Below are 23,610 nucleotides of genomic sequence, written 5' to 3' on the forward strand. Positions count from 1 at the left end.
AGTCAGCTCACCCGTACCGTGCATGTGCCCAGCCCGCGCAGGGTGTTGTTGAGTTCGAGTTCGGATGCGAGCAGTTCGAAGCGGCTGACGCGAGGCAGCAGGGCCTCCAGCAGGGCGCGCATCTCGATCCGGGCCAGGTTCATGCCGAGGCAGGCGTGTTCCCCGCGCCCGAAGGCCAGGTGGTCGGACGGCTTGCGGCGGACGTCGAACCGGTCGGGGTCCAGGTATCGGCGCTCGTCGCGGTTGGCCGCTCCGTACAGCAGCATGACGCGGGAGCCGGCGGGCAGCGTGCAGCCCTCGGTGTCGTAGTCCTCGGTGAGGTAACGGGTGAAACGCTGCACCGGGGACTCCATGCGCAGGACTTCGTTGATGGCGTGCGGGACCAGTGCGGGGTCCGCGCGCAGGACGTCCCACTGCTCCGGGTTGTGGGCGAAGAGGTGGATGGCACTCGACGTCGCGTGGATCGTCGTGTCGAGGCTGGGCGCGATGTAGTCGATCATCATGAACGGACACTTCTCCACGGGGAGGTCGCCCTGCGCGGCCGCCGCGTACAAGTGGGCGGCCCAGCCGTCCGGTTTGATGGTGCCGGGCTTCGCCTCGTGCAGGGCGAAGGCGACCATCTCGTCGAGTTTGGGGAAGGCGTCCATGGTCCGCTGGTTCACCGGCCCCTGGGCGTCGAACGTGGCGGACCCCCATTCCCGCATGTGGGCGCGGCCGGCGTCGTCGAGGCCGACGAGCTCGGAGACGACGGTGAGCGGGAGGTGCTCCGCGAGGTCCGTCACCGCGTCGAACGTGCCCTGTTCCACGAGGCGTGCGACGAGGCGCTCCGCCTCGTCCTCGATCCGGGGGACCAGCTCGCGCAGTTTCTCCGGGCCCAGCGGTCGGCCCAGTACCTGTCGCATCCGGGTGTGTTCGGGTGGGTCACTGCACAGCGTGACTCCCCGGAGCGCGGAATTGATCCGGTCGTTCATCATCACGCCCTTGGCGGAGGAGAAGACCTGCCAGTTGCCGGATGCCTCGCGCACTTGGCGGTACCGGGCGAAGGCGTATACACCGTACGCCGTGAGCTCGACCACCGGGCCGAGATCCCTCAGCTCCTGGTAGAGAGGGTAGGGGTCGCTCAGACTCCCGTCCGTGAACAGTTCGGCGTCGCTCACGGGAATGGCTTTCACGCGTTCTCCCGGCTTTCTCGGTCTTGGGGAATGTCCGTCGCTCGGGTACAGCCCCGGCCTCAGCGGGCCCGGACCCGCATACGGGTGGCCGGGGCCATGAGCAGGGTGCCGATGAGGGGGCGGTCCGTCACCGGACCCGTGTGCTCCAGGCGCCATCGGCCGAGGATCGCGACGACGGCGATGGCCGCTTCGGTGAGTCCGAAGGTGTCGCCGATGCATTTGCGGCGCCCGAGGCCGAAGCCGAAGAACCCCTGCCGCTGGGCCGGCGTGACCCGCTCGGCGCTCCACAGATCGGAGAACGCCCGCACGACGGGCGCCGCGGAATGCCCCGCCGGCCGCCGCAGCGCCTCCATGGTGCTGCTCACAAGGGCCTGCGCCCTGACGGGGTCCTCACCGCTCGGGCCGTCGAACAGGTCGTCGAAGACGAAGAACCAGCTCATCAGGTCCACGCCGAGGTCGAGGTCCGCTCCGGTGGCGTCGGGGTAGAAGCGCGCTGCCAACTCCGCGTACCGCGCGCTCTCGTGTCTTCGCACGGCCTCCTCGTCGTTCAGCAGGCCGTGCGAGCGTGGCCAGGCGAGATGCCGTTGCCTGGCCCGGTCGGCATCAGGGCTGATCCGGCACGGGAACGGGATGTGGAGCTCGATTCCTCTGGGCACGGCTCCCTCGCTGATGGTGGGGGCGAGGGCCCGGCACGGTGCTCGCCGGGCACGGCGTACGGACGGTGGGGGCGCCGGTCGGCACGGCGTTCGGCCGAGGCCCGTACCGGCCCGGCGGCAAGGTCTTGAGCGGCCACCCCGGGACCACTGTCACGCTACGGAGCGAACCACCATGAGTCCAACGACAGTTGGACATACGCTCCATGCGAGAACATCATGCGGCGCCCCGGTCCCGGCGCGCCCTTGTACGGGCCGAGCGGTCGGCGGGCCCGCGTCACGGATCCGGGACGGTGCCGTTTCCGAGGGCCGCGGCCCGCAACGCGGCCGCGAGCCGGACGACCGGTTCGGCGGGCGGCTGAGGGAGCCGGGCCAGGAGCAGGCGCCGCGTCTCCTGCGGGCCGCCGCGCACCGGCAGGATGCGCACGCCGGGCGGTGCGGCGGGGGCCAGCGCGGAGGGCACGGTGGTGATTCCGCAGCCGGCGGCGACGAGATGCAGTTTCGCCAGCCAGTCCCGGGCGGTGTGCGCGATCTCGGGCCGCTCGTCCAGACCCGGCCACACGCCCATGAGCCGGTCCGCGCCGGAGGCCGACCCAGCGATCCACCGCTGTCCGCGCAGGTCGGCCACGTCGACGAATTCCCCGCGGGCCAGCGGGTGCGTCGTGGGCACGGCCAGGCACAGGGCGCGCTCGGTGAGCGTCTGCAACGCCAGCGGCGGCGCCTCGGCGTCCGGTGCGCGGAACGGCGGCGCCGACGACAGCAGGGCGAGATCTATGCTGCCCGCCCGCAGAGCGCGCACCAGCGCCGGGGTGCCGCCCTCGCGGCTGACGACGTGCACGCCCGGATCGCTGCGCCGCAGCGCGGCCAGGGCGTGCGGCACCAGCGTCGTACCGGCGGTGGGCACCCAGCCCAGGCGCACGATGCCGCCCTCCTCCGGCAGGCCGGACAGCTCGCGGGCGGCCTGGTCGATCTCGTCAAGCACGACCGTCGCGCGGCGCATGACGACGCGCCCCGCCGAGGTGAGCCGTACACCGTCGCGCCGCCGCTCCAGTAGTTCCGCGCCCGCCGCCCGCTCGATCGCCGCGATCTGCCGGGACACCGCCGACTGCGTGTAGCCCAGCGACGCCGCGGCCGCGGTGAAGGTTCCCTGTTCGGCCACCGCGCGGAAGACGCGCAGTGCCGTCAGCGACACATCCGTGAAGTCCATGACGTTTACGCATACCACCCTTGCGCCACTTTCGTTGGACGCACAGCAGCCGGGCTTCCTACCGTGGCAGGTGTGAACGTTCCCCGCATCGCCCTCGTCACGGGCGCCAACCAGGGCCTGGGCCGGGCCCTGACCGAAGGACTGGCCGCGCGCATGGACCCGGGCGACCTGGTCCTCCTCACGGGCCGCAGCCACCAGCGCGTCACCGGCGCCGCCCGCGAGGTCGCCTGTCTGCCCGGCACCCGCGCCCGCGTCGAGGGCCGGGTGCTGGACGTCACCGACACCGACGCGATCGGCCGACTCGCCGACGCACTGCACGACCGGTACGGCGGTGTCGACATCGTCATCTCCAACGCGGTCGCCCGCCTGCTGCCCGGTGAGTCGCAGGCCGAGCGCGCCGACGAGTTCATCGACGTGTCCAACACCGCCACCCACGCTGTCCTGCGCTCCTTCGGCCCCGTCCTGCGCCCCGGCGGCCGGCTGCTGGTGATCGCCAGCAGCCTCGGCACCCTCGGCCACCTCGACCCGCGGCTGCACCGGCGGTTCGACGGCGCGAGCCTCGACCAGGTCGAGTACGCCGTCGAATCCTGGCGCACCGCCGTTCACCACCACACCGCCACCGAGGCGGGCTGGCCGCGGTGGCTGAACGTGCCCTCGAAGGTCGCTCAGGTCGCCGCCGTGCGCGCGGTCGCGGCCCAACGCCGCGAACACGACCTGGCCACCGGCACCCTGATCGCCTCCGTCTGCCCCGGCATGGTCGACACCGCGACCTCCCGGCCGTGGTTCGACGACTACAGCCAGGCCCAGCCGCCCGCCGAGGCGGCACGGTCCGTCCTCGACCTCGTGTTCACCGAACACGTCGACCGCGCCCTGTACGGCGAGCTGATCCGCTCCGGCGAGGCCCTGGACTGGCACAGCGGCACGCCCCCGAAGGAACAGGACCGCATGGTCCGACCCTGAACACCAGGACATCCAGACACCGGCACCGGCACCAGCACCGAGACGCCACCCCGCTTCCTCACCAGGAGTTCACGCATGACCGTCATCGCCACGCCCTTCGGTTTCTCCAGCACGGCCGCACAGGTCGCCCAGGGCATCGACCTCACCGGACGCCGCGTGCTGGTCACCGGCGCCTCCTCCGGCCTGGGCGCGGAAACGGCCCGCGTCCTGGCCGGCACGGGGGCGGCCGTCACCCTGGCCGTCCGCGACACGGCGGCGGGCGAGCGCGTCGCCAAGGACATCACCGCCACCACCGGGAACGGTGACCTGCACGTCGCCCACCTCGACCTCACCGACCCGGCATCCGTCGCCGCCTTCACCACGGCCTGGACCGGCCCGCTGCACATCCTCGTGAACAACGCGGGTGTCATGGCCTGCCCCGAGCGGTACACACAGCGGGGCTGGGAATGGCAGTTCGCCACCAACCATCTGGGCCATTTCGCCCTTGCCACGGGCCTGCGCCACGCGCTCGCCGCCGACGGCGCCGCCCGCATCGTCGCCGTCAGCTCCAGCGGGCACCAGCTGTCCCCCGTCGTGTGGGACGACATCCACTTCGCCTTCCGCCCCTACGACCCCTGGCTCGCCTACGGCCAGTCCAAGACCGCCAACGTCCTCTTCGCCGTGGAGGCCACCCGCCGCTGGGCCCAGGACGGCATCACCGCCAACGCCGTGATGCCCGGCGCCATCTACACCAACCTCCAGCGCCACACCGAAGGAGGCCGCGGCAGCGGCAGCGTCCCGAGCGAACTCATCAAGACGGTCGGGCAAGGAGCCGCCACATCCGTCCTCCTCGCCACCTCCCCCCTGCTGGACGGCATCGGCGGCCGCTACTTCACCGACTGCAACGAGACCGAGGTCCTGGACCGCCGCGGCGCACCTCTGCAGGGCGTGGCCCGCTACGCCCTCGACCCCGACAACGCCCGACGCCTGTGGACCCTCTCGGAGCAACTGCTCGCGGACGCCGGCTGAACCACCGGCCCGCACGTGGACCGACGGCCCGGCCGGTGAGCCGACGGCACGCCGGAACCCGGCGGCCGGCGGCCCGCCGCCGCCCCGAGGGCGCGTGCCCCCGCAGGCCCTCGAACAATTCCCCGAGAGGCTCCCGTGACACACACCAGATTCGTCGCCCTCAGCCGTCACCTGCCCACCGGACGGATCGAACCCGACTTGTTCACCCTCACCACCAAGGAACTGCCCCGCCTGCGCGACGGCCAACTCCTCTTACGGCCGCTGGCATTCTCCGTCGACGCCACACTGCGCGGCCAACTTACGGGTAACGACGGCTACTTCCTCCCCCAGATCCCCGTCGGCGCGGCAGTGACCGGGCTCGCCGTCTCCGAAGTGACCGCCTCACGCCACCCCGGCCACCAGCCGGGAGACCGGGTGGTCAGCCAGGCGGAGTGGGCCGACCTGTCCATCTGGCCTCCCCACGGCACCTGGCTCGAACCGGCTCCCGTCGACCCCCGCATCCGCAGACCCTCCCGTGCACTGGGCGTGTTCGGCCTGCTCGGCGGAGTGACGGCCCACACCGGCATCATCGAGGCCGGCCAGGTCGGGGCCGGCGAATCCGTGGTGGTCTCGGCGGCCGCCGGCAACGTCGGGTCACTGGCCGGACAGATCGCCACGATCCGGGGCGCCCGCGTGCTCGGTCTCGCAGGTTCCGAGCGCAAACGCCGGATCCTCACCGAGGACCTCGGGTTCGACGCCGCGCTCGACTACCGCGCCGCCGACCTCGACGAGCGGATCAGGGCATGGGCGCCGCAAGGGCCGGACCTGTACTTCGACTCCGTCGGAGGGGAGATCAGCCGGACCGTCATGGCAACGATGCGCCGCCCGGCCCGTATCGTCGTGTGCGGCCTGATCTCCACGTACGACGACGACACGGCCTGGACGGTCGACATCACGCCCGTCTACGGCAACGGACTGACGCTGCAGGGCTACACGCCGCTGCAATTCCCCGACGCCCTGCCCGCCGCCCTGGACCACCTCATCGACTGGGTCGAAAACGGCAGACTGATCCCGCTGGAGACCGAACGGCACGGGCTCGAAGCGCTGCCCGGCGCGATCAGCGGGCTGTTCCGCGGCGAAAACATCGGCAAGATGATCGTCACCATGAGCTGAGCAGCCCCGGCCGGGGACGGTGCACAACGTTCCGGACGACATGGCAGACGAGAGAGCACCGGCGATCCCGGGCCGCTACCTCACCGAGAGGCCCGGCGGGTTTAGTGACCACCCGCTGCGGCCGCCCTGATCCGCCCACTGAACTGGGCCGCATCTGCTTCGCGTTGTTTTCCGCGATAACTACTGGCACCCCATAAAGTCGTGGATGCGAATGCCCGGGGCAGATCGGATCCAGGAGCCGTCATGTTCACGTACTTCCCGAAGAACTACATGTGGTCCTCGGCCGTGCTGCTGTCCCTTACCGCCGGTGGGCAGCTGGGCCAGATCGACCGTCAGCTCGCACCGCTGCGCGAGACAAAGGCGGATCCTGAGGCGTGGACGAAGGCGTGGGATCAGGCGGGCGCGCTCCAGGCCGAATTCGCGGAGCGGGACCTGAGCCGCGGCTGCCGGCGCAGCGCGTCCGAGCGGTATCTGCGGGCCGTGAACTACTACCTGACCGGGGAGCGGCAGACCGCGCCGGGTCCTGCCAAGGCCAACAGCTACCGGCTGGCGCTGGAGACGTTCGGGAAGGCCGTCGAGACCATGCCCCGGCCGCTTGAGCGCGTGGAGATCGACTCGCCGGACGGGATGCTGCCCGGCTACCTCATCCCCGCCCTCGCACGGGATTCCGCCGCCCCCGCGCCGGTGGTGATCTTCTACAACGGCTTCGATGTCACCAAGGAACTGCTGTACTGCATCATCCGTGAGGAGTTCGCCGACCGGGGCATCGCTTGCCTGGTGGTGGACGCCCCGGGTACGGGGGAGCCGCTGCGGCTGCGCGGTGTGGCCTCCCGCCCGGACTATGAGGTGCCGACGAAGGCAGTCGTGGACTACCTGGTGACCCGCCCCGACATCGATCCGGCGCGGATCGGGCTGCTGGGCATCAGCCTCGGCGGGTACTACGCTCCGCGCGGAGCCGCGTTCGAGCACCGAATCAAGGCGTGCGCCGCGTGGGGCGCGGTGTGGGACTACGGCGCGCTGTGGCAGCACCGCTGGGAAACCCGCTCGAAGACCACCCCGGTGCCGTTCTGGCAGCTGCCATGGGTGATGGGCACCGAGACGATGAAGCAGGCGCTGGAGAAGGTCAAGGCGTTCGCGCTCGCCGAGGCGCTGCCCCACCTGACCCAGCCGTTCCTGATCGTGCACGGCGCCGACGACTCGATGATCCCGCTCCCGCATGCCGAGCGGGCAATCAAGGCCGCCGGGTCCAGGGACAAGCAGCTCGTGGTGTTCGACGGTGTGGACGGCGGCGCCGAACACTGCAGCATGGACGATCCCGACCCTGCCCGGCAGCTGATCGCCGACTGGTTCGCGCAGCGCTTGTGAACCACGTTCCCGTCAAGCGGACGTCCTGACCGGCCGCAGCGCACTGCTGTCAGCGCTCCCGGGCCTCGCTGGAACCTGCGCCTGTCCCGGTGACTCATACCTCCGTACGGTCCGGTGCCAACTCCCCGTCACCGGCGTGGGCATCCGACGCGGTGCGCGAGCCCGGCCCGGCACAGCAGGCAACGTGATGTCGAGGTGCGAGGCCATATCCAGCTCGAACCGTCCGTACGGGTTCACCTGCGTCCAGAACAGGGGTGACAGCGCCTGCCTGTCCGCGCCGGTCAGGCGCGTCTGCCACTTCTCCTCGCTCAGGATGTCCTGGAGGAGCGAGTCGGCGATCTCCGTCTCCCGCACATGGCACAGCGTGGCCAGCAGTGTGTACCGCACCGGCGGCGCCGCCGCCCGCAGATCCGAGGGGTACTCCTTCGCCGCCGGCGCCCGCCATGCGGCCACCAGCTTCTCCGACACATCCGCGACGCGAACAGCTCCGGTGGCAACTCCAGCCCGCGCACCCGCTGGAGCTTGTTCACCTCGGCCAGCAGGCTGTCCAGGCCGAGCGCGGCCGGGGCGGCCTTCAACTCGGTGAAGAACGTCCCCCCGCCGCCCGCGCTCTCCTCACCGTCACCGTCGTCGTCCTCGGCGATCAGATCGTCCAGACGGGACCGCGTCGCCGCCGGCAGACGGCCCACACCCGTCGCGCAGAACCGCTCCTCGCAGGTATTGACCGCCGACCCCACCAGTCGGCCGATCCGCCCCGGCGTCGGCGGCTCCAGCCACTCCTTGCGGCAGCGCGCCACCACCGCCTCCGCGAGCCGGTCGCGGGACAGCTCCACTCCGCACAGCTCGACGGACAGCCACTCGGCAAGCAGTGCCTGGTCCCCCTCGGTGCACTCCCTGAAGTCGTAGACGGCCCGGATCTCCAGCCGGTGCCGCTTGATCGCCCGCCCCGCCCAGTCGTACGCGGCGAACTCCTCCGCGGGCACCTTCACCTGCTGGGCGACGTACGACACCGCCGGCACCGGAATCTCCGACACGTCCTCGGGAAACCGGGCCGCCACCTCGAAGAACTTCAACAACAAGGCGAACCCCAGCCGGTTCGCCCCGACTTGTTCCGTAATCGCTCCTGGTCCTCCTCCAGCAGCGTCCAGACCTCGATCCGGTCCTCCGGCTCCCAGTCCTGCCGCACCCCGGTCTCCTCCCGGTCGTCGTGACGCGACCGAGGTGACGGAGCACCACCACAAGGACGAGAAACCCGGAACCCGGGAGAAGCACCCCCCGATCCGCCACAGAGAGCTGTCTGTCACTTCGCGGGAGCTTCGGGAGTGCAGGGCCGACTCCTACGTCAGCGATTGCGAAGCCTCACGACGCGCGCGCAGCGGCCGCCCCTCTTGCTGCCACCAGAGCGCCAGATGGTGCCCGGGAGCGGCCGCCGTTCGAGAGGCTAGGACGGTGCGCGCCCCGGCGGCTTCTCCTACGGCGTGGTGGCTTGCAGGTCCGCCAGCAGTTCGGCCTGCCCGGTCAGCACCCCGGAAAGGATGGTCCGCGCCACGCGCAGCAGCTCCGCCACATGAGGACTGGTCAACGAGTAATACACAGTCGACCCTTCCTTGCGGGTTACGACCAGATTCGCCCTCCGGAGAACCGCAAGCTGTTGCGAGAGGTACGCCGGCTCCACGCCGATCTGCGGCAGCATCTGGGCCACCGCGTGCTCACGCTCACTCAGCAGCTCCAGCACCCGGATCCGCACCGGATGTCCCAGCGTCTTGAAGAACTCCGCCTTCAGCTGATACAGCGGCGCGCTCACCGGACCGCCCTCCCGCCAGTACTCGACGGCCACAGTGACCGCTCTCCCTCGCATCCCGTCCACCCCATCGTCAACGTCATGCGGCCATCCTCACCCAGCGCGTCCGGGGTCATGACCTAGCGAATTGCTAAAGTTAGCAACTACAGAAGTCTTCGAAGGGAGATTCGTGCGCATCACACCCCTGCGCGGCACGGGAGCCGCTCTGCTCAAATGCCCCGACCCAACCTGCGGCCTCACCTGCCGCCCCACCGCCCTGGCCGCGCAGGGCCGCTGCCCCGGGTGCGGCCACGACCGCCTGATCCGGCTGGACTTCACCCGCGGCGGCCGCAGGTCCACCCCCACCGCCTCCTCGACCCGGCGGGCAGGGAGATGAGCCTGGACTGGCAATACGCCACCCACCGCAACGCGACCGTGCTGACGCTCACCGGCCACCTCGGCGGCGAGAGCACCCCCCGCTTCGTGAGCGCCATCGCCTGGCTACAGGCCCGCAGCACCGGACCGGTACTGCTGGATGTGACGGCACTGGTCAGCTGGAGCGCCGAAGGGGAAGCCGCCGTCCTGGACGCCACCCGCAGCCTCAGCACCCAGCAACGGCCACTGTCCGTGTGCGGCATAGGGGACCTGCCCACCACCGCCCTCACCGCCGACGGACTCATCCCGGTGAGCATCTACCCCGACCTCGATACCGCCCTGGACGCCCTCACACGCCAAGGCTGATGCCCCTTCCTCTGTGCGGAGAGGAAGGGGGACGCGCCCGGCAGCGACGCCCGCTCGTCGCTGCCGGACCCCGCCCCACGCCCCGACGGCCGCGGGAGGCCGTAGCCAGAGCCGGATGTCAGTGCCGCACGGCACACTGCACGGCATGACACCGTGGAATCTGATCGATATCGACCGTGCCTTCCGGGCCAGTTGGGCCGCCGACACCTGCTCACCCGACGACGGCGACCGGCAGCCCGGCAACCCCGCCCGGGGCCACTGCGACCTCACCGCCCTCCTCGTCCATGACCCCTTCGGCGGCGACCTCATCCTCGGCGACGTGCACCAGGCCGGAAACCGGCCGGCTACCACTGGTGGAACCGCCTGCCCAGTGGCATCGACCTCGATCTCACCGTGGAGCAGTTCACCGACGGCCAGAGCGTCACCGGCGCCCGCGTCGTCGAGCGGCCCCTGGGCCCGCTGCCCCGACGCCGGCAGGAGTACCTGCTCCTGCGCCAACGCGTCACCACCCGCCTCGGCCCCCTGCCCGAGATGCCTGCGGCCCCGCAGACGAGCCGCGGCTGATCAGGTCATCGTCGGCCAGTCGCCCAATCGGCGGTACGCCACTGCTGCCGCACAGCCGGCGCCGACGCCATGGCGTGGTGGGTGTGGGCGTGGGCGGTCAGTGCGGTGTCCAGGTCGCGGTACACCGTCAGGGCCGGCCACGTTTCGTCGGGCACGAGGGAGCCATCCGCCGGAATCGCGGCGAGTGTCAACGGCCGGCCGTACGCGGCCAGTTGGCGGGCTGCTTCGGCGATCGCGGCCTGCCCGGCCGCCGTCCACCCCTGAAGGGCAGTCAGGTCCAAGATCACCGGTCCCTCGCCCCGGGCCAGCGCCAGGTGACGGCTCCGCGAAACCGGCTCACCTCCCGCGGGCCCAGATGACCGGCCGGCGACAGGATGCCCAGGTGATCGTGGGTGGTGCAGCGCCACTGGATCGACATGTGCCGTCAGAGCCTTCCGTGTGGGTGGTGAGGGTGGTGCGGCCAGGTCACAGGGGCAGGGTGACCCACACGCTCTTGCCGCCGCCGTCGGCGTCGGGCCGCACGGTCCAGGTGCCGTTGAGCCGGGCGGTGACTTCGGCGACGGTGGCCAGGCCCCCGGCGCTCTGCACAAAAGCTCAGCGGGTCGATCAGGCGGGGGTCGCGATCGTGGACGGCGAAGGCGAGTGTGCCGGCGGACGCCGCGTAGGTGACGGTGAGCTGGGGTGAGGCCGCGGCGGCGTGCCGGACACCGTTGGTGACCAGTTCACTCAGGACGAGCAGGGCCGGGCCCAGTGCGGGGTGGCCGGGGTTGATGCCCCAGCTCGCACAGGTAGTCTCGGCCGGCTCACGGGCGAGACGGACCGAGGCGGGAACGGTCTGCGCGATGAGCACGGAGCGCAGCGGCAAGTCGACGGGCCGGGAGGTCACCGGGACGCGGGCCCGTCCGTGCCGCCTGCCGCCTTCCGGCTGCTGGTGGCGCGGGTGAAGCGGTAGCCGTGGATGGCCTGCGGGTGGATGCGGACCAGGGTGTCGTGCGGGCCGTGGGTCCAGCCGGGCAGCGTGCGCCGGTAGTGCGCGGACTCATCCGGGTCGGTGATGACCTCGGCCGGCCCGGAGGCGGTCACCGCCCAGCCCGTGCCGGTCTTCGGGCCGAGGTGATCGGCGTGGCAGGTCCCGGTGACACGGCCGAGGAGGGCCGCGGCGGGGGCGGGAGTGCGGACGATCAACCGCCCGCACTCCCGGACAGGTGAGGCGGGCCGCAGGGCGGTCGCCTCCCGCTGTTCGTGGACCAGCCGCCCGTGTGCGGCGCCTTCCCGCAGGTAGCGGACCTCCTCTCCGGAGACATCGATCATGCGGCGGGTGGTGGTCACCGGGCGCGCTCCTCGGTGACCACAGGTGTCGTCTTGTGCGGCGCGGAATGGGGCAGGATTCCGGCGCACTCCAGGTGGGCGCGGGCACCGGCGATGGCCTCGGGGGTGGTGGCGTATTCCCGCCCCTCGTAGCGCAGCAGGTCCAACGCGCCTATGGAATCCAGGACTCGGCGCTGGCCGGGCCGGATCCCGGAGGCCAGGACGGCTATGCCGCGGCGGTTGAGCCGTTCCACGGTGTCCTTGAGGACAAGGGCGCCGGTCGCGTCGATGGTGGTGATCCGGGACATGCGCAAGATGACCACCCGCACGTCGGCGACCTCGGACAGTTCCAGCAGAAACCGGTGCGCGCCGGCGAAGAACAGCGGCCCGTCCATGCGGTAGGCGACGATGTGCTCGGCGAGCAGGGCGTGTTCCTCGTCGCTGTCCTGGCCGGGCAGATGCGGCGTGAAGGGCACCTGTTCCATGCGGGCCTGCTTGGCCACCGCGCGCAGCGCCAGCGCCCCCGCCACCAGCAGCCCGAGGATCACCGCGTACACCAGGTCCAGGGCCAGCGTCGCCACCGCGGTCAGCACCAGGACGAGAGCATCCGAGCGGGTGGAGCGCGCCATGGCGCGCAGCGAGCCGACCTCGACCATGCGCACGGCGGTGGCCAGCAGCACCCCGGCCAGCGCGGCCAGCGGGATGCGGGAGACCAGCGGCGCGGCGGCGAAGACGATGACGGCGAGGACGGCGGCGTGGGTGAGCGCGGCCAGCCGCGAGGCGGCGCCGGTACGGACGTTGACGGCACTGCGGGCGATGGCGCCGGTCGCCGGGACGCCGCCGAACAGCGGCGCGGCGAGGTTCGCCAGCCCCTGACCGAACAACTCCTTGTCCGGATCATGCTTCTGGCCGACCGTCATGCCGTCGGCGACGGAGGCCGACAGCAGCGACTCCAGCGCGGCCAGGGCCGCCACCGCCACCGCCGGGGCGAGCAGCGAGCCGAGCGCGGCCGCATCGAGGAAGGCCAGCGACGGCGCGGGCAGCCCGGCCGGAAGGTCACCGATCGGAGGGGCGGCGTCCAAAGAGAAGAGCTGCGCGGCGACGGTCGCGGCGATCACCGCCACGATCGAGAAGGGGATCGCGGGGCGCCACCGGGCACCGAGCAGCATGATGGCGGCCACGGCCAGCGCCAGCCCGAGGGCCGTCCAGTTGGGGTGACGTACGAACTCCTCGACCGCCCGCCAGGCCACCGCCAGGACTTTGTCGCCCTCCGGCTTGGCCACCCCCAGCGCGTTGGGTACCTGCTGGAGAGCGATCACGCACGCGATGCCCAGCGTGAAGCCTTCGACCACGGGGGCCGGTACGTACTGCATATAGCGCCCGGCCCGCGCGACGGCGAGCGCGATCAGCATCACACCGGCGATCAGCCCGACCGTCAGCACTCCGCCGGGCCCGTACCGGGCCACGATCGGCACCAGGACCACGGTCATCGCACCGGTCGGGCCGGAGACCTGGAGATTCGAGCCGCCGAAGAGAGCGGCCAGGGCGCCCGCCACCACCGCGGTGGCCAGACCGGCTTCCGCCCCCAGACCGGAGGAGACCCCGAAACCCAGCGCGAGCGGCAGCGCGACGATCGCCACGGTCAGCCCGGCCAGCAGATCCCGGCGCGGCTGACGGCCCATCGCCGCGAGATCGGCACGAGCGGGCAGCAGAGCACGGACCGGGGCCCACACCCGGCCGAAGAGAACGCTCACCGTGCGGCGACCTCGGCTTCCCGCAACTCGGCCAGCAGCTCGTTCTGCCCGGCGAGCATCTCGGTCAGAATCCGCCGCGCGGCCCGCATCAGCTCCGCCACGTCCCCGCCGGCCAGCTCATAGACGACGGTCGAGCCCTGCCGGGCGGAGGTGACGATGCCCGAGCGGCGCAGCACCGCCAGCTGCTGGGACAGCGCCGCCGGCTCCACCTCGATCGCCGCGAGCAGATCCCGCACCGGCATCGGCCCGTCCTGCAACAGCTCCAGCACACGGATACGCACCGGATGCCCCAGCATCCGGAAGAACTCGGCCTTGGCCTGATACAGCGGAACCTGCACGGACATCCTCGATCACTCCACACCCAGCCACACCTCGGGCGGGCAAACGGTAAGCGTCGTGCCCGCGGCTACGTACGGGCACGACCGGAACAGCATGTAGGCAATTGCAGACTTTTGCAATTCAAGATCCCGATGAGGACGGCCCGCTTGGCTACGGTCGGAGTGCCGAAGGCCAGTTCCGGGGCAGGTTCCCCGCGTGCGAGAAGGCCGCCGCCGACAACGGCCCCTGGCAGGAGCGCATCGGTCACACGCTGCCGCAGCGACACCGGCAAGAGCACAACTGAGATACACCGCGGTCCGACCGAGGCGGATGAGATCGATCGCCGCTGGACGCACGGCCCGGTGCTGCTGCCGGGTTCTTGGGTGAACTGGTGGCGGGCGCGCTCAAGGGCCTTCGTGGCGCTGCGGCTGAACAGGGCCTTCGTGGCGCTGCGGCTGAACCGGTCCGCGGATCTGCGCGCTGCGACCAGTGCCTGCTGGTCAGCCGGGGTGACACCGTGCCAGGCGAGGCGGTGCCGAGGATTTCCGGGACGGCACGTTGCGGCTGCGGCGCCAGATTGTCCGGTATCGGGACAAGGACGGAATCCTCATGGCCCGGTACGCGCCGCTGAAACACCGGAAAGAAGGTGAATGGCGCGACGTTCCGGTACCGGGCTTCTTCACCGCCTTCGCCGACCGATTCCCCGTCCTCAACCAGCGAAGCGGGATGACGTATCCCGGACTCGTCCGCAATTCCTGGGACCGCGCCCTCAAGCGGCTGGGACTCCCGGCATACACACCGCACGGCCTCCGCCACACCTGGGCGACCATGCCCCTGACGAACGGAGTCTCCCTCCACGAGGTCTCCCGGTGGCTCGGACACCAGTCCATCAAGGTCACGGTCGATCGGTACGGTCACCTCACTCAGGACGGCCGTGAGCGCTGCCGCCACCTGGTGGCGACGAGCTTCCAGGGCCACCTCCCGGAGGAGCTGCCGGCCGGTCCGGCGGCCCGACCGCTAGCGGATTCCGAGCTCGCGCAGGACCCGGTGCTGACTCGGTGCTGACCTCACCGGGAAGTAGAGGTAGCAGACGCCCCCGGAACCACTCTTGACCTGGCCTTTTTCGTCGTACCGCTTCGTCCGCAGCCAGATGTTCTCGAACTCGCGGCGCCGGTAGACGTGCCGGACCGCCGGGTCGTCCGCGGAGGCCGGGTCGTTGGCGATGACATCGCCGTCCTCGGTGAAGCCGACGATGGTCATCAGATGGCCGGAGGTGCCGTAACCCGCACCGTCCAGTTCGGTCGCCAGGAAGGACTGCGAGGTGATGACCGGGATGCCCACGTCGATCAGGCGCTCGGCGTCCGTGAGGGAGCCGAGGCGGGTGACGACGGCCTGGAGGTCCTGGTAGGTGGCGGCGTAGGCGGCGTTGAAGGGCCAGTTGCCGCAGCCCCGGTACTGGTGGTCGAAGGTGTGGCGGGCGGCGTGGCAGACCTGGGGATCGGCGTAGTCGGGGTTGACCCAGGCCAGGTCGGCGGGCGTGGGCCCGCGGCCCCAGTACTCGATGATCATCTGGGAGGAGGTCGGGCTGCACCATGCCTCTCCCCCGTTGTCGTACTCCGGGTACTGCCCCTTGTGGATCTCCTGCGAGTAGCGCGGGACGGCCAGTTCCCGGCCGACGGTGCCGGGCCGCGAGGCGGGCACCTCGAAGCGGTCGGGGATGTCCGAGCCCATCGCGCCCAGCCGCCAGACGGTCGGGGTGCGCGTCGTTCCGGGCGTGCGGAAGAGGGTGAGGCGCAGGGCGTAGGCGGTCAGCCGCAGGCCGCTCGCCGGGGCGTCGACGGCCAGGGTGTCGGTGGAAACGCTGCTCTTGCCGTCCTGCTGGCCGTCGACGGAGGTGCGCCGGATGTCGGCATCGCCGTCGCCCGCCGTCCAGCGGCCCATGACGTACCAGGGGGTGTGACCGCCGTCGCTGTAGGTGCCGCGCAGTTCGACGGCGATCCAGGTGCCGGGTGGGGTGTGCGCGTTCCAGGAGGCGACGGCCTCGGTCGCGGGGACCGCGAGGGTGTGCACCGGGGCGGTCCAGATGGCGTACTCCCAGGTGGCGGTCTTCCCGGAGTGCGGGTCCTGGTAGTCGACGGTGCCGGCGGGGGTGGCGATCCGGACGCCGGGGCGCGGGCCCCGGGCGACGCGGGTGCCGTCCGCCTTGCCCGTGCTCCAGTCGGCGGCGGTGGTCCAGGCGTGATAGTCCACGAGGCTCTTCGATCGGCGCCCGGCGGCGCGGGGAGTGGTGACGGTCGGGGCGGCGGCGCGGGGGGCGCCGTCGGCGTGCGCCAAGGGGGTGGCGGCGCCCGCCGCGGCGGCGAGCGCGGCGGCCAGGACGGTGCGCCGGGGCGCTGAGCTGGTCATGGTGGTGGTCCCCCAGTCGGATGCGGGCGAGCGGGTACGGGGTGGCGGTCCGGACAACAGGCGTACGCAGGCGGGACTTCGAGGCTCAACTATCTCCGTCCGCACCGCCTTCGGCCAGCGGTTCGGCGCGAGCCGTGGCACAAATATTGGTGTGGACCACTGACGTACGCTGGTGTGATGGACCGCGCTCTCGACCTGCTCGCCACCCGGCTGCGCACGCTGCCGCCCTCCTGCGGGCCGGTGCGGCTGATCGCGGTGGACGGGCACGCGGGGTCCGGCAAGAGCACCTTCGCCGGGCGGCTGGCCGAGGCACTCGGCGGTGCGCCGGTGGTACACACCGATGATCTCGCCACCCATGACGAGCTGTTCTCGTGGCGCGGGCGGTTCCGCGAGCAGGTGCTGGCGCCGCTGTCCCGGGGGGAGCGCGCGCGCTACGAGGTCTACGACTGGGTGCGCCGGGAGTTCACCGGGGAACGGGAGCTGGCGCCCGCGCCCGTCGTGGTCGTCGAGGGGGTCGGCGCGGGCCGCCGCGCGCTGCGGCCGTATCTGGCGTGCCTGCTGTGGATGGAGCTGCCCGACGAGGACTCCTGGGAAAGGGGTCAACTCCGGGACGGACCGGAGCTCTCCGGTTTCTGGGGTGGCTGGATTCCGGCGGAGCGCGCGCACTTCGCGGCGGACCCTTCGCGCCCGTATGCCGATCTCCTGGTGCATCAGGGGGAGATGGGTTACGTGGTGCACAAGGGGACCTCCAAGGCGCCCTGACTTGCCCAACATCTCACGCTCCGTAGCCAACTGCGGCCGGCGCACGGCCGCACGCCGACAGGGTCGCGCCGAGTGCCCCAACTCGGCTTGACCTGGGGGGCGTACAGGACTTACGTTCTCAATGTGCGGTTCTACGGACCGCCCGCAGACGCGAAGCCCCCGGTTGTTCCCCCGTGATCGGGGGCTTCGTTCTGTGTATACCGCTCTCCCGCCAGGCCCCGCGCCGCCGGTTGCTCACCGTCGGTCACCGCTTTCTTCACGCCGCCGGGCCTTCTCTTTCCCTCTCGTTCCCCCGTTCTCCCTCCTGCGGCCCTCTACGGCCTGCACCGACGGCGCGGGTACGATGCGAGTCCGTGTCACCGAAGGACGCGGGCCGAGCTGCGCGCGGCGACACCCAACTCCCGCCCGCCGTACACCGGTTCGTGAGGCTGCGGCCCGGCACTCGCCCGGCGGCACACGGGGGGACGTTTTGTGGGGGGACGTGATGGAATCCGGCATGCAGGGCGCACCCGCCCCGGCCGAGCTCGCCTGGCTGCGCGCGGTCGACGCCTACACCGTCGGCGCCTACCCGCAGGCCGAGGAGGAGTTCCGATCCGCGGTCCGGCTCGACCCGACGATGGCCGACGCCTGGCTGGGCCTGCACGCGCTGCGCGCCGACACCGCCACCGCCCTGCTGCGCATGCACCGCCACCGCGACCGCTTCGGCGAGCAGCGCGTCCGTCACCGACGCACCCTCAATTCCTGGTACTGGCTCGGCTGGTGGGTGCAGCCGGTACTGGAGACCGGCCGCGACCTGCTGCTCGCACACGCCTCCCACTGGCTGGACGGCCGCCATGTCGCCGAACTCGACCAGGCACTGGCCGGCTGCCCGCCCGTCGACGCCGATCCGCAGGTCCGCTTTCTGCACGCCTGCCGCGCCTACCTCGTCAAGGACTGGGACCAGCTCGTACGGCACACCGAGCCGCTGGTGGGCGATCCGGCCCTGGGCATCGAGGCCGGGCTGTTCGGCGGTATGGCCCGGGTGCGGCTGGAGATGTACGGACAGGCCGAGCCGCTGCTGTCCGCCGCGCTGATGCGCTGCCGCAGCGAGCAGCCGCAGCGCAAGGAGCTGCGCTACTGGCTCGCCCGCGCCCACGAGGGCACCGGCCGCAGCGCCGCCGCGCTTCCCCTCTACCGCGCGGTGCACCGCGTCGACCCGTCGTTCATGGACACCTCGGCGCGGCTCGCCGCCATCGCGGCGTCGGACGGCTTCGAGGAGGGTCCCGACCTGGCGGCGGTCACCGCCCCGGGACTCGGTCAGGAGGCCGGCACCGATCTCGATCCGCTCGCCCCGCTGGACCCCATGGACGGCCGCGAGCTGCTCACGACCGGTGAGGCGGACGGGCCGGACGGCGATCTGGCGGAGCTGGGCGGCGGGCCGGCCGGCGGCGGCACCGCCGCCCGGGTCAAGGCCGCGCCGCCCGGCCCGCGCGGCGTCGGGCGGCCGCCCGCCGGGCCCGCCGATCCGGTCCTGCTGGAGCGGGCGCTGGCGGAGCTGGAGCGGATGGTCGGCATGGAGCCGGTCAAGCGTCAGGTGCGGGCGCTGTCGGCGCAGCTGCGGATGGCGCGGCTACGGACCGGCCAGGGGCTGCCGGTGCAGCCGCCCAAACGGCATTTCGTCTTCTCCGGCCCCTCGGGCACCGGCAAGACGACCGTGGCCCGGATACTCGGGCGGGTCTTCTACGCGCTGGGGCTGCTCGGCGGCGACCACCTCGTGGAGGCCCAACGCGCCGATCTGGTGGGCGAGTTCCTCGGCCAGACCGCAGTCAAGGCCAATGAGCTGATCGATTCGGCGCTGGGCGGGGTGCTCTTCGTCGACGAGGCGTACAGCCTGTCCAACTCCGGGTACAGCAAGGGCGACGCGTACGGCGACGAGGCACTCCAGGTGCTGCTCAAGCGCGCCGAGGACAACCGTGACCGGCTGGTCGTCATCCTGGCCGGCTATCCGGAGGGCATGGACCGGCTGCTGGCCGCGAACCCGGGCCTCTCGTCCCGCTTCACCACCCGGGTCGACTTCCCCAGCTACCGGCCCCGGGAGCTGACCGCCATCGGCGAGGTGCTGGCCGCCGAGAACGGCGACCGCTGGGACGAGGAGGCCCTCGACGAGCTGTGCAGCATCAGCGGCCATGTCGTCGACCAGGGCTGGATCGACGAACTCGGCAACGGCCGCTTCCTGCGCACCCTCTACGAGAAGAGCTGCGCCTACCGCGATCTGCGGCTGTCCACCTGGCCCGGCATCCCGAGCCGCGACGATCTCGCCACCCTGCGGCTGCCGGATCTGATGCAGGCTTACGGCGAGGTCCGCTCCGGCCGCGGCCCGGGTCCGCAGGGGCCGCCGCCGAAGGAGCTGGACCTGTAGGGAGCGCGCGGCGCCGTACGCGCCGCGCGCCCGTCAGCCGGCCAGTGCCCGTACGTCCGCCGGCCGCGCGGCGCCCGCGCGCGGTTCGGCGATGCGCTCCCCCGCGTCCGCCGGCTCCGGCCGGGAACGGGCCGCCGGTGCCGTGCGGTGCGCGGGGTCGCGGACCTCTCCGACCAGCATTTCCATCACGTCCTCCAGGGCGACCAGGCCCAGCACCCGGCCGGCCGCGTCGGCGACGGCCGCCAGATGGGAGGCCGATCTGCGCATCGCCGTCAGGGCGTCGTCCAGCGGCAGCTCGGCGCGGAGCGTCACCATCGGGTGCCAGATCCGCTGCGGCACCGCGCGGTCCCGCTCCTCCAGGTCCAGGACGTCCTTGACGTGCAGATAGCCCATGAAGGCGCCGCCGGGCGCGCACACCGGGAAGCGGGAGTAGCCGGTCCGGACGGTCAGCTCCTCCACCTGGCGGGGGGTCACCGTCGGATCGATGGTGACCAGTCCCGTCCGGCCGAGGAGGACGTCCGTGACGGGGCGGCTGCCGAGCTCCAGGGCGTCCGAGAGCCGTTCCTGTTCGGCCGGGCCGAGCAGGCCCGCCTGGCCGGAGTCCTCGACGAGATGGGTGAGCTGCTCGCTGGTGAAGACCGCCTCGACCTCGTCCTTCGGCTCGACGCCGAAGAGCCGGAGCACGCCCCGGGCGCAGGCGCCGAGCAGCGCGGTGACCGGCCGGCACAGCCGGGCGAAGGCGACCAGGCCGGGGCTGAACCACAGCGCGGTCTTCTCGGGCGCCGCCATCGCCAGGTTCTTGGGGACCATCTCGCCGATGACCAGATGCAGGAAGACCACCAGCGCCAGGGCGATGACGTAGCCGAGGGGGTGGACCAGCGGTTCGGGGAGACGGACCGCCTGGAAGGCCGGCTCCAGGAGGCCGGCGACGGTCGGTTCGGCGACCGCGCCGAGCGTCAGGGAGCAGACGGTGATGCCGAACTGGGCGGCGGCCATCATCTGCGGGAGGTTCTCCAGACCGTGCAGGACCTGCCGGGCCCGGGTGGACCCCGCGGTCGCCAGCGGTTCGATCTGGCTGCGGCGTACGGAGACGAGGGCGAACTCGGCGCCGACGAAGAATCCGTTGGCGAGGACCAGCAACACCGCGATCAGGAGCTGGACCGCGCTCACCGGGCCACCTCCGCGGCACCGGCGGCCAGGGCGGCGGAGGCCGTCCGCACGATCCTTATCCGCTCGGCGCGGTGGTGCGAGACCAGCCGCACCCGCAGCCGCCAGCCGTCGAGTTCGGCGGTGTCGCCGGGGGCCGGGATCCGGCCGAGTATGTGTGCCACCAGTCCTGCCACCGTTTCGTACGGGCCGTCCGGGGCCGCCAGGCCGATCCGCCGCAGGGTGTCCACCCGGCAGCCGCCGTCGGCGTCCCACGCGGGGCGGCCGTCCTCGGCCGGGGCCTGGCCCAGCTCGGGCAGGTCCACCCGGTCGTGCTCGTCGCGGACCTCGCCGACGAGCTCCTCGATGATGTCCTCCAGCGTGACCACGCCGGCCGTGCCGCCGTACTCGTCGACGACCACCGCGATCGGCTGCTCGCTGCGCAGCCGCTCCAGCAGCGGCTGCACCGGAAGCGTCTCGGGCACCAGCAGCGGCGGTACCGCGATCCGGCCGGCCGGGGTACGCAGCCGCTCCTGCGACGGGACGGCCAGGGCGTCCTTGAGGTGCACCATGCCGACGATTTCGTCGATCCGGGTGCGGTAGACGGGGAAGCGGGACAGGCCGGTGGCGCGGGTGAGGTTCACGACGTCCTCGGCGGTGGCGGACGACTGGAGGGCGCTGACCCGCACCCGCGGCGTCATGACGTTCTCGGCGGTCAGACCGCCCAGCGAGAGGGTGCGGACGAAGAGGTCGGCGGTGTCCTGCTCGATCGCGCCGGCCTGCGCGGAGTGCCGGGCGAGCGAGACCAGTTCACCCGGGGTGCGGGCGGAGGCCAGTTCGTCGGTCGGCTCCACGCCCAGGCCGCGCACCAGGCGGTTGGCGACGGTGTTCAGCAGTGTGATCACCGGGCGGAAGAACCGCGCGAAGGCGTGCTGCGGCCCGGCGACGAAGCGCGCGACCTGGAGCGGCCTGGAGACCGCCCAGTTCTTGGGCACCAGTTCGCCGATGACCATCTGGACGGCGGAGGCCAGCAGCATGCCGATGACGACACCGATGCCGGGCACCGCGCCCCGGGGCAGACCGGTGGCCAGCAGCGGGCCGGACAGCAGATGGGCCAGCGCCGGTTCGGCGAGCATGCCGACCACCAATGAGGTGATGGTGATGCCCAGTTGGGTGCCGGACAGCTGGAAGGAGAGTTCGCGCAGCGCGGAGACGACGGTGCGGGCGCGGCGGTCGCCGTCGGCCGCGGCCCGCTCGGCGTCCGCTTTCTCGACGGTGACGAGTCCGAACTCCGCGGCCACGAAGAACCCGTTGGCCAGGATCAGGACGAGTGCCGCGGCGAGCAGCAGCAGGGGGCCGGTCATGCCGCCGCCTCCGTGGTATGCGGAGGTTCCGGAGGGGCGGCGCAGGTACTACAGGACGATCCGTCCATTGCTGGAGGGAGTCACTCCTCTGGTCGCAGGTGCCCACTGACGGGGCGGGGCACGGAACGCGCCCCGGAGAACAGAGTAATCAGCGGGGCGCGGATCGGGGCAAGGTCACCGGGCCGCGTGGTCGCCGGCGCCGCGGTCCTCGCAGAGGGCCCGCAGCGCTCGGGCGTCACGGATCGCCTGGTCCTTGGCGATACCGGGCTGGATGCCCATGGCGGGCAGGCTGGTGCCGTCGGCGAGGTCCAGATGGACCCAGGGGTCGCCGGCCCGGAGGTTGACGCGCAGGACCTGGGCCCAGGCCAGTTCGCGCTTGGTGGTGAGGTTGACGACGGTGACGCCCTCCTGCCGGGCGACCACCTTGGGGCGGCTGAGCAGCAGGAGGACGGCCAGCACGAGGACGCCCGTGAGGATGAAGCTGATCCGCTCACCGCCGGTCAGCTTCGGCAGCAGCAACGCGATCGCCGTGAGGGCGGCGAGCTGGGCGATGCCGACGGCGTACAGCACGGCCCGGGTGCGGGTCGGCCGGAAGGTCACCGGGAGGCTGGGCAGGGGCGCGGACACGGACACGTCGTCGGTCTTCCGTCGTCGGAGGGGCGGGGCGAACTGGCGGCCGGCGGCCGCCGGTCACAGTCGGCAGGCGTGGATGCCGGTGGTCAGGATCGCGCGGGCGCCGAGGTCGTAGAGCTCGTCCATGATGCGCTGGGCGTCCTTGGACGGGACCATCGAGCGGACCGCGACCCAGCCTTCGTGGTGCAGCGGGGAGACGGTCGGCGACTCCAGGCCCGGCGTGAGGCCGACGGCCTTCTCGACGTGCTCGACGCGGATGTCGTAGTCCATCATCACGTACCGGCGGGCGACCAGGACGCCCTGCATACGGCGGAGGAACTGGCGCACCTTCGGGTCGTCCTCCGGGGCGCCGGTGCGGCGGATGACGACCGCTTCCGACTTCAGGATCGGCTCGCCGATGACCTCCAGACCGGCGTTGCGCAGGGTGGTGCCGGTCTCCACGACATCCGCGATGATCTCGGCGACGCCCAGCTGGATGGCGGTCTCCACGGCGCCGTCGAGGTGCACGACGGAGGCGTCCACGCCGTTGTCGGCGAGGTGCTGGGTGACCAGGCCGGAGAAGGAGGTGGCGATGGTCATGCCGCCGAACTCGGTGACGTCCTGCGCGGTGCCCGGACGGGTCGCGTAGCGGAACGTCGAGCCGGCGAAGCCGAGCTGCATGATCTCCTCGGCCGGTGAGCCGGAGTCCAGCAGCAGGTCGCGGCCGGTGATGCCGATGTCGAGTTTGCCGGAGCCGACGTAGACAGCGATATCGCGCGGGCGCAGGAAGAAGAACTCGACCTCGTTGCCGGAGTCGACCAGGACCAGTTCCCTGCGGTCCTTGCGCTGGCGGTAGCCGGCCTCATGGAGCATCGCCGACGCAGGCTCGGACAGTGAACCCTTGTTGGGAATAGCGATGCGCAGCATGAGAGCGGATTCC

General features: G+C 71.7%; 23 protein-coding genes and 2 pseudogenes. 10 read left to right on the top strand and 15 right to left on the bottom strand.

Annotated features, from left to right (window positions below):
* Positions 1-2 precede the first annotated feature (2 nt).
* From ACLJWH_RS18275 to ACLJWH_RS18285, 3 genes are all read right to left on the bottom strand, one after another.
* Positions 3-1,172: a cytochrome P450 gene (locus tag ACLJWH_RS18275; RefSeq protein WP_411142787.1), complete on the bottom strand. Its 1,170-nt coding sequence runs from the start codon at positions 1,170-1,172 to the stop codon at positions 3-5.
* 59 nt (positions 1,173-1,231) lie between these two features.
* On the bottom strand, positions 1,232-1,828 hold the full coding sequence (locus tag ACLJWH_RS18280) for a cytochrome P450 (protein ID WP_411142788.1): 597 nt from the start codon (positions 1,826-1,828) through the stop codon (positions 1,232-1,234).
* A gap of 274 nt (positions 1,829-2,102) precedes the next feature.
* Complete coding sequence (locus ACLJWH_RS18285) at positions 2,103-3,032, bottom strand: LysR family transcriptional regulator (RefSeq protein ID WP_411142789.1); 930 nt, start codon at positions 3,030-3,032, stop codon at positions 2,103-2,105.
* A gap of 72 nt (positions 3,033-3,104) precedes the next feature.
* Between ACLJWH_RS18285 and ACLJWH_RS18290 the strand changes: the two genes are divergently transcribed.
* The 4 genes from ACLJWH_RS18290 (at position 3,105) to ACLJWH_RS18305 (ending at position 7,517) form a co-directional block, all read left to right on the top strand.
* The gene (locus ACLJWH_RS18290) at positions 3,105-3,992 is read left to right on the top strand and encodes an SDR family NAD(P)-dependent oxidoreductase (protein ID WP_411142790.1); all 888 of its coding nucleotides are present in this window, start codon (positions 3,105-3,107) and stop codon (positions 3,990-3,992) included.
* A 75-nt stretch (positions 3,993-4,067) separates the two neighbouring features.
* Positions 4,068-5,000 (top strand): SDR family NAD(P)-dependent oxidoreductase, encoded by a 933-nt coding sequence (locus ACLJWH_RS18295; protein WP_411142791.1) that lies wholly within the window; start codon positions 4,068-4,070, stop codon positions 4,998-5,000.
* Between the two features lie 135 nt (positions 5,001-5,135).
* Entirely contained in the window at positions 5,136-6,152 is a 1,017-nt protein-coding gene (locus tag ACLJWH_RS18300; protein ID WP_411142792.1) for a zinc-binding dehydrogenase, read from the top strand.
* Positions 6,153-6,395: 243 nt separating this feature from the next.
* Positions 6,396-7,517, top strand: a complete 1,122-nt coding sequence (locus ACLJWH_RS18305) for an alpha/beta hydrolase (RefSeq protein WP_411142793.1) — start codon at positions 6,396-6,398, stop codon at positions 7,515-7,517.
* Between the two features lie 308 nt (positions 7,518-7,825).
* Here ACLJWH_RS18305 and ACLJWH_RS18310 read toward each other — a convergent pair whose 3' ends face one another.
* Entirely contained in the window at positions 7,826-8,596 is a 771-nt protein-coding gene (locus ACLJWH_RS18310) for a DUF4158 domain-containing protein (protein WP_411142794.1), read from the bottom strand.
* A gap of 392 nt (positions 8,597-8,988) precedes the next feature.
* The gene (locus ACLJWH_RS18315; protein ID WP_411142957.1) at positions 8,989-9,321 is read right to left on the bottom strand and encodes an ArsR/SmtB family transcription factor; all 333 of its coding nucleotides are present in this window, start codon (positions 9,319-9,321) and stop codon (positions 8,989-8,991) included.
* 166 nt (positions 9,322-9,487) lie between these two features.
* On the opposite strand from ACLJWH_RS18315, the gene ACLJWH_RS18320 reads away from it, so the two are divergent.
* The 3 genes and pseudogenes from ACLJWH_RS18320 to ACLJWH_RS18330 all read left to right on the top strand — a co-directional run bounded on the left by ACLJWH_RS18320 (position 9,488) and on the right by ACLJWH_RS18330 (position 10,602).
* On the top strand, positions 9,488-9,694 hold the full coding sequence (locus tag ACLJWH_RS18320; RefSeq protein ID WP_411142795.1) for a hypothetical protein: 207 nt from the start codon (positions 9,488-9,490) through the stop codon (positions 9,692-9,694).
* Complete coding sequence (locus tag ACLJWH_RS18325) at positions 9,691-10,038, top strand: STAS domain-containing protein (protein WP_411142796.1); 348 nt, start codon at positions 9,691-9,693, stop codon at positions 10,036-10,038. The genes ACLJWH_RS18320 and ACLJWH_RS18325 overlap by 4 nt, the downstream gene beginning before the upstream one ends.
* Positions 10,039-10,183: 145 nt before the next feature.
* A pseudogene (locus tag ACLJWH_RS18330) lies at positions 10,184-10,602 on the top strand (hypothetical protein).
* A gap of 5 nt (positions 10,603-10,607) precedes the next feature.
* Here ACLJWH_RS18330 and ACLJWH_RS18335 read toward each other — a convergent pair.
* The 5 genes and pseudogenes from ACLJWH_RS18335 to ACLJWH_RS18355 form a co-directional block, all read right to left on the bottom strand.
* Positions 10,608-10,883 carry a hypothetical protein gene (locus tag ACLJWH_RS18335; protein ID WP_411142797.1) on the bottom strand — a complete coding sequence of 92 codons (276 nt, stop codon included), beginning with the start codon at positions 10,881-10,883 and terminating at the stop codon, positions 10,608-10,610.
* Between the two features lie 184 nt (positions 10,884-11,067).
* A pseudogene (locus ACLJWH_RS18340) lies at positions 11,068-11,488 on the bottom strand (ATP-binding protein).
* The gene (locus ACLJWH_RS18345; RefSeq protein WP_411142798.1) at positions 11,485-11,931 is read right to left on the bottom strand and encodes a pyridoxamine 5'-phosphate oxidase family protein; all 447 of its coding nucleotides are present in this window, start codon (positions 11,929-11,931) and stop codon (positions 11,485-11,487) included. Before ACLJWH_RS18345 ends, ACLJWH_RS18340 begins: the two are co-directional and overlap by 4 nt.
* Positions 11,928-13,664, bottom strand: coding sequence for a SulP family inorganic anion transporter (locus ACLJWH_RS18350; protein WP_411142799.1), 1,737 nt, complete (start codon positions 13,662-13,664; stop codon positions 11,928-11,930). Before ACLJWH_RS18350 ends, ACLJWH_RS18345 begins: the two co-directional genes overlap by 4 nt.
* Positions 13,661-14,002, bottom strand: a complete 342-nt coding sequence (locus ACLJWH_RS18355) for an ArsR/SmtB family transcription factor (protein ID WP_411142958.1) — start codon at positions 14,000-14,002, stop codon at positions 13,661-13,663. The genes ACLJWH_RS18350 and ACLJWH_RS18355 overlap by 4 nt, the downstream gene beginning before the upstream one ends.
* A gap of 589 nt (positions 14,003-14,591) precedes the next feature.
* Between ACLJWH_RS18355 and ACLJWH_RS18360 the strand changes: the two genes are divergently transcribed.
* Positions 14,592-15,047 carry a tyrosine-type recombinase/integrase gene (locus ACLJWH_RS18360; RefSeq protein ID WP_411142800.1) on the top strand — a complete coding sequence of 152 codons (456 nt, stop codon included), beginning with the start codon at positions 14,592-14,594 and terminating at the stop codon, positions 15,045-15,047.
* Here the strand turns inward: ACLJWH_RS18360 and ACLJWH_RS18365 are convergent.
* The gene (locus tag ACLJWH_RS18365; protein WP_411142801.1) at positions 15,000-16,388 is read right to left on the bottom strand and encodes a peptidase C39 family protein; all 1,389 of its coding nucleotides are present in this window, start codon (positions 16,386-16,388) and stop codon (positions 15,000-15,002) included. The two genes, ACLJWH_RS18360 and ACLJWH_RS18365, sit on opposite strands and share 48 nt — an antisense overlap.
* A 177-nt stretch (positions 16,389-16,565) precedes the next feature.
* On the opposite strand from ACLJWH_RS18365, the gene ACLJWH_RS18370 reads away from it, so the two are divergent.
* Positions 16,566-17,150: a uridine kinase gene (locus ACLJWH_RS18370; protein WP_411142802.1), complete on the top strand. Its 585-nt coding sequence runs from the start codon at positions 16,566-16,568 to the stop codon at positions 17,148-17,150.
* A gap of 484 nt (positions 17,151-17,634) precedes the next feature.
* Positions 17,635-19,548 carry an AAA family ATPase gene (locus tag ACLJWH_RS18375; protein WP_411142803.1) on the top strand — a complete coding sequence of 638 codons (1,914 nt, stop codon included), beginning with the start codon at positions 17,635-17,637 and terminating at the stop codon, positions 19,546-19,548.
* A gap of 33 nt (positions 19,549-19,581) precedes the next feature.
* Here the strand turns inward: ACLJWH_RS18375 and ACLJWH_RS18380 are convergent, their stop codons facing one another.
* From ACLJWH_RS18380 to hisG, 4 genes are all read right to left on the bottom strand, one after another.
* Positions 19,582-20,718: a hemolysin family protein gene (locus ACLJWH_RS18380; RefSeq protein WP_411142804.1), complete on the bottom strand. Its 1,137-nt coding sequence runs from the start codon at positions 20,716-20,718 to the stop codon at positions 19,582-19,584.
* Positions 20,715-22,058 carry a hemolysin family protein gene (locus ACLJWH_RS18385; RefSeq protein ID WP_052853593.1) on the bottom strand — a complete coding sequence of 448 codons (1,344 nt, stop codon included), beginning with the start codon at positions 22,056-22,058 and terminating at the stop codon, positions 20,715-20,717. The genes ACLJWH_RS18380 and ACLJWH_RS18385 overlap by 4 nt, the downstream gene beginning before the upstream one ends.
* A gap of 174 nt (positions 22,059-22,232) precedes the next feature.
* A complete protein-coding gene (locus ACLJWH_RS18390; RefSeq protein WP_411142805.1) occupies positions 22,233-22,685 on the bottom strand; it encodes a PH domain-containing protein in 453 nt (150 codons plus the stop codon).
* Between the two features lie 63 nt (positions 22,686-22,748).
* Entirely contained in the window at positions 22,749-23,597 is an 849-nt protein-coding gene (gene hisG, locus ACLJWH_RS18395; protein WP_411142806.1) for an ATP phosphoribosyltransferase, read from the bottom strand.
* Positions 23,598-23,610: the final 13 nt, after the last annotated feature.

The sequence above is a fragment of the Streptomyces sp. x-80 genome, assembly GCF_046549095.1.
In the GTDB taxonomy this organism is placed as follows: Bacteria; Actinomycetota; Actinomycetes; order Streptomycetales; family Streptomycetaceae; genus Streptomyces; species Streptomyces celluloflavus.

What these genes read in the sequence shown, in the direction of transcription:
- ACLJWH_RS18285 (WP_411142789.1), bottom strand. Translation starts at nt 3,032, where the DNA reads ATGGACTTCACGGATGTGTCGCTGACGGCACTGCGCGTCTTCCGCGCG.
- ACLJWH_RS18295 (WP_411142791.1), top strand. Translation starts at nt 4,068, where the DNA reads ATGACCGTCATCGCCACGCCCTTCGGTTTCTCCAGCACGGCCGCACAG.
- ACLJWH_RS18305 (WP_411142793.1), top strand. Translation starts at nt 6,396, where the DNA reads ATGTTCACGTACTTCCCGAAGAACTACATGTGGTCCTCGGCCGTGCTG.
- ACLJWH_RS18325 (WP_411142796.1), top strand. Translation starts at nt 9,691, where the DNA reads ATGAGCCTGGACTGGCAATACGCCACCCACCGCAACGCGACCGTGCTG.
- ACLJWH_RS18360 (WP_411142800.1), top strand. Translation starts at nt 14,592, where the DNA reads ATGGCCCGGTACGCGCCGCTGAAACACCGGAAAGAAGGTGAATGGCGC.
- ACLJWH_RS18365 (WP_411142801.1), bottom strand. Translation starts at nt 16,388, where the DNA reads ATGACCAGCTCAGCGCCCCGGCGCACCGTCCTGGCCGCCGCGCTCGCC.
- ACLJWH_RS18370 (WP_411142802.1), top strand. Translation starts at nt 16,566, where the DNA reads ATGGACCGCGCTCTCGACCTGCTCGCCACCCGGCTGCGCACGCTGCCG.
- ACLJWH_RS18375 (WP_411142803.1), top strand. Translation starts at nt 17,635, where the DNA reads ATGGAATCCGGCATGCAGGGCGCACCCGCCCCGGCCGAGCTCGCCTGG.
- ACLJWH_RS18385 (WP_052853593.1), bottom strand. Translation starts at nt 22,058, where the DNA reads ATGACCGGCCCCCTGCTGCTGCTCGCCGCGGCACTCGTCCTGATCCTG.
- hisG (WP_411142806.1), bottom strand. Translation starts at nt 23,597, where the DNA reads ATGCTGCGCATCGCTATTCCCAACAAGGGTTCACTGTCCGAGCCTGCG.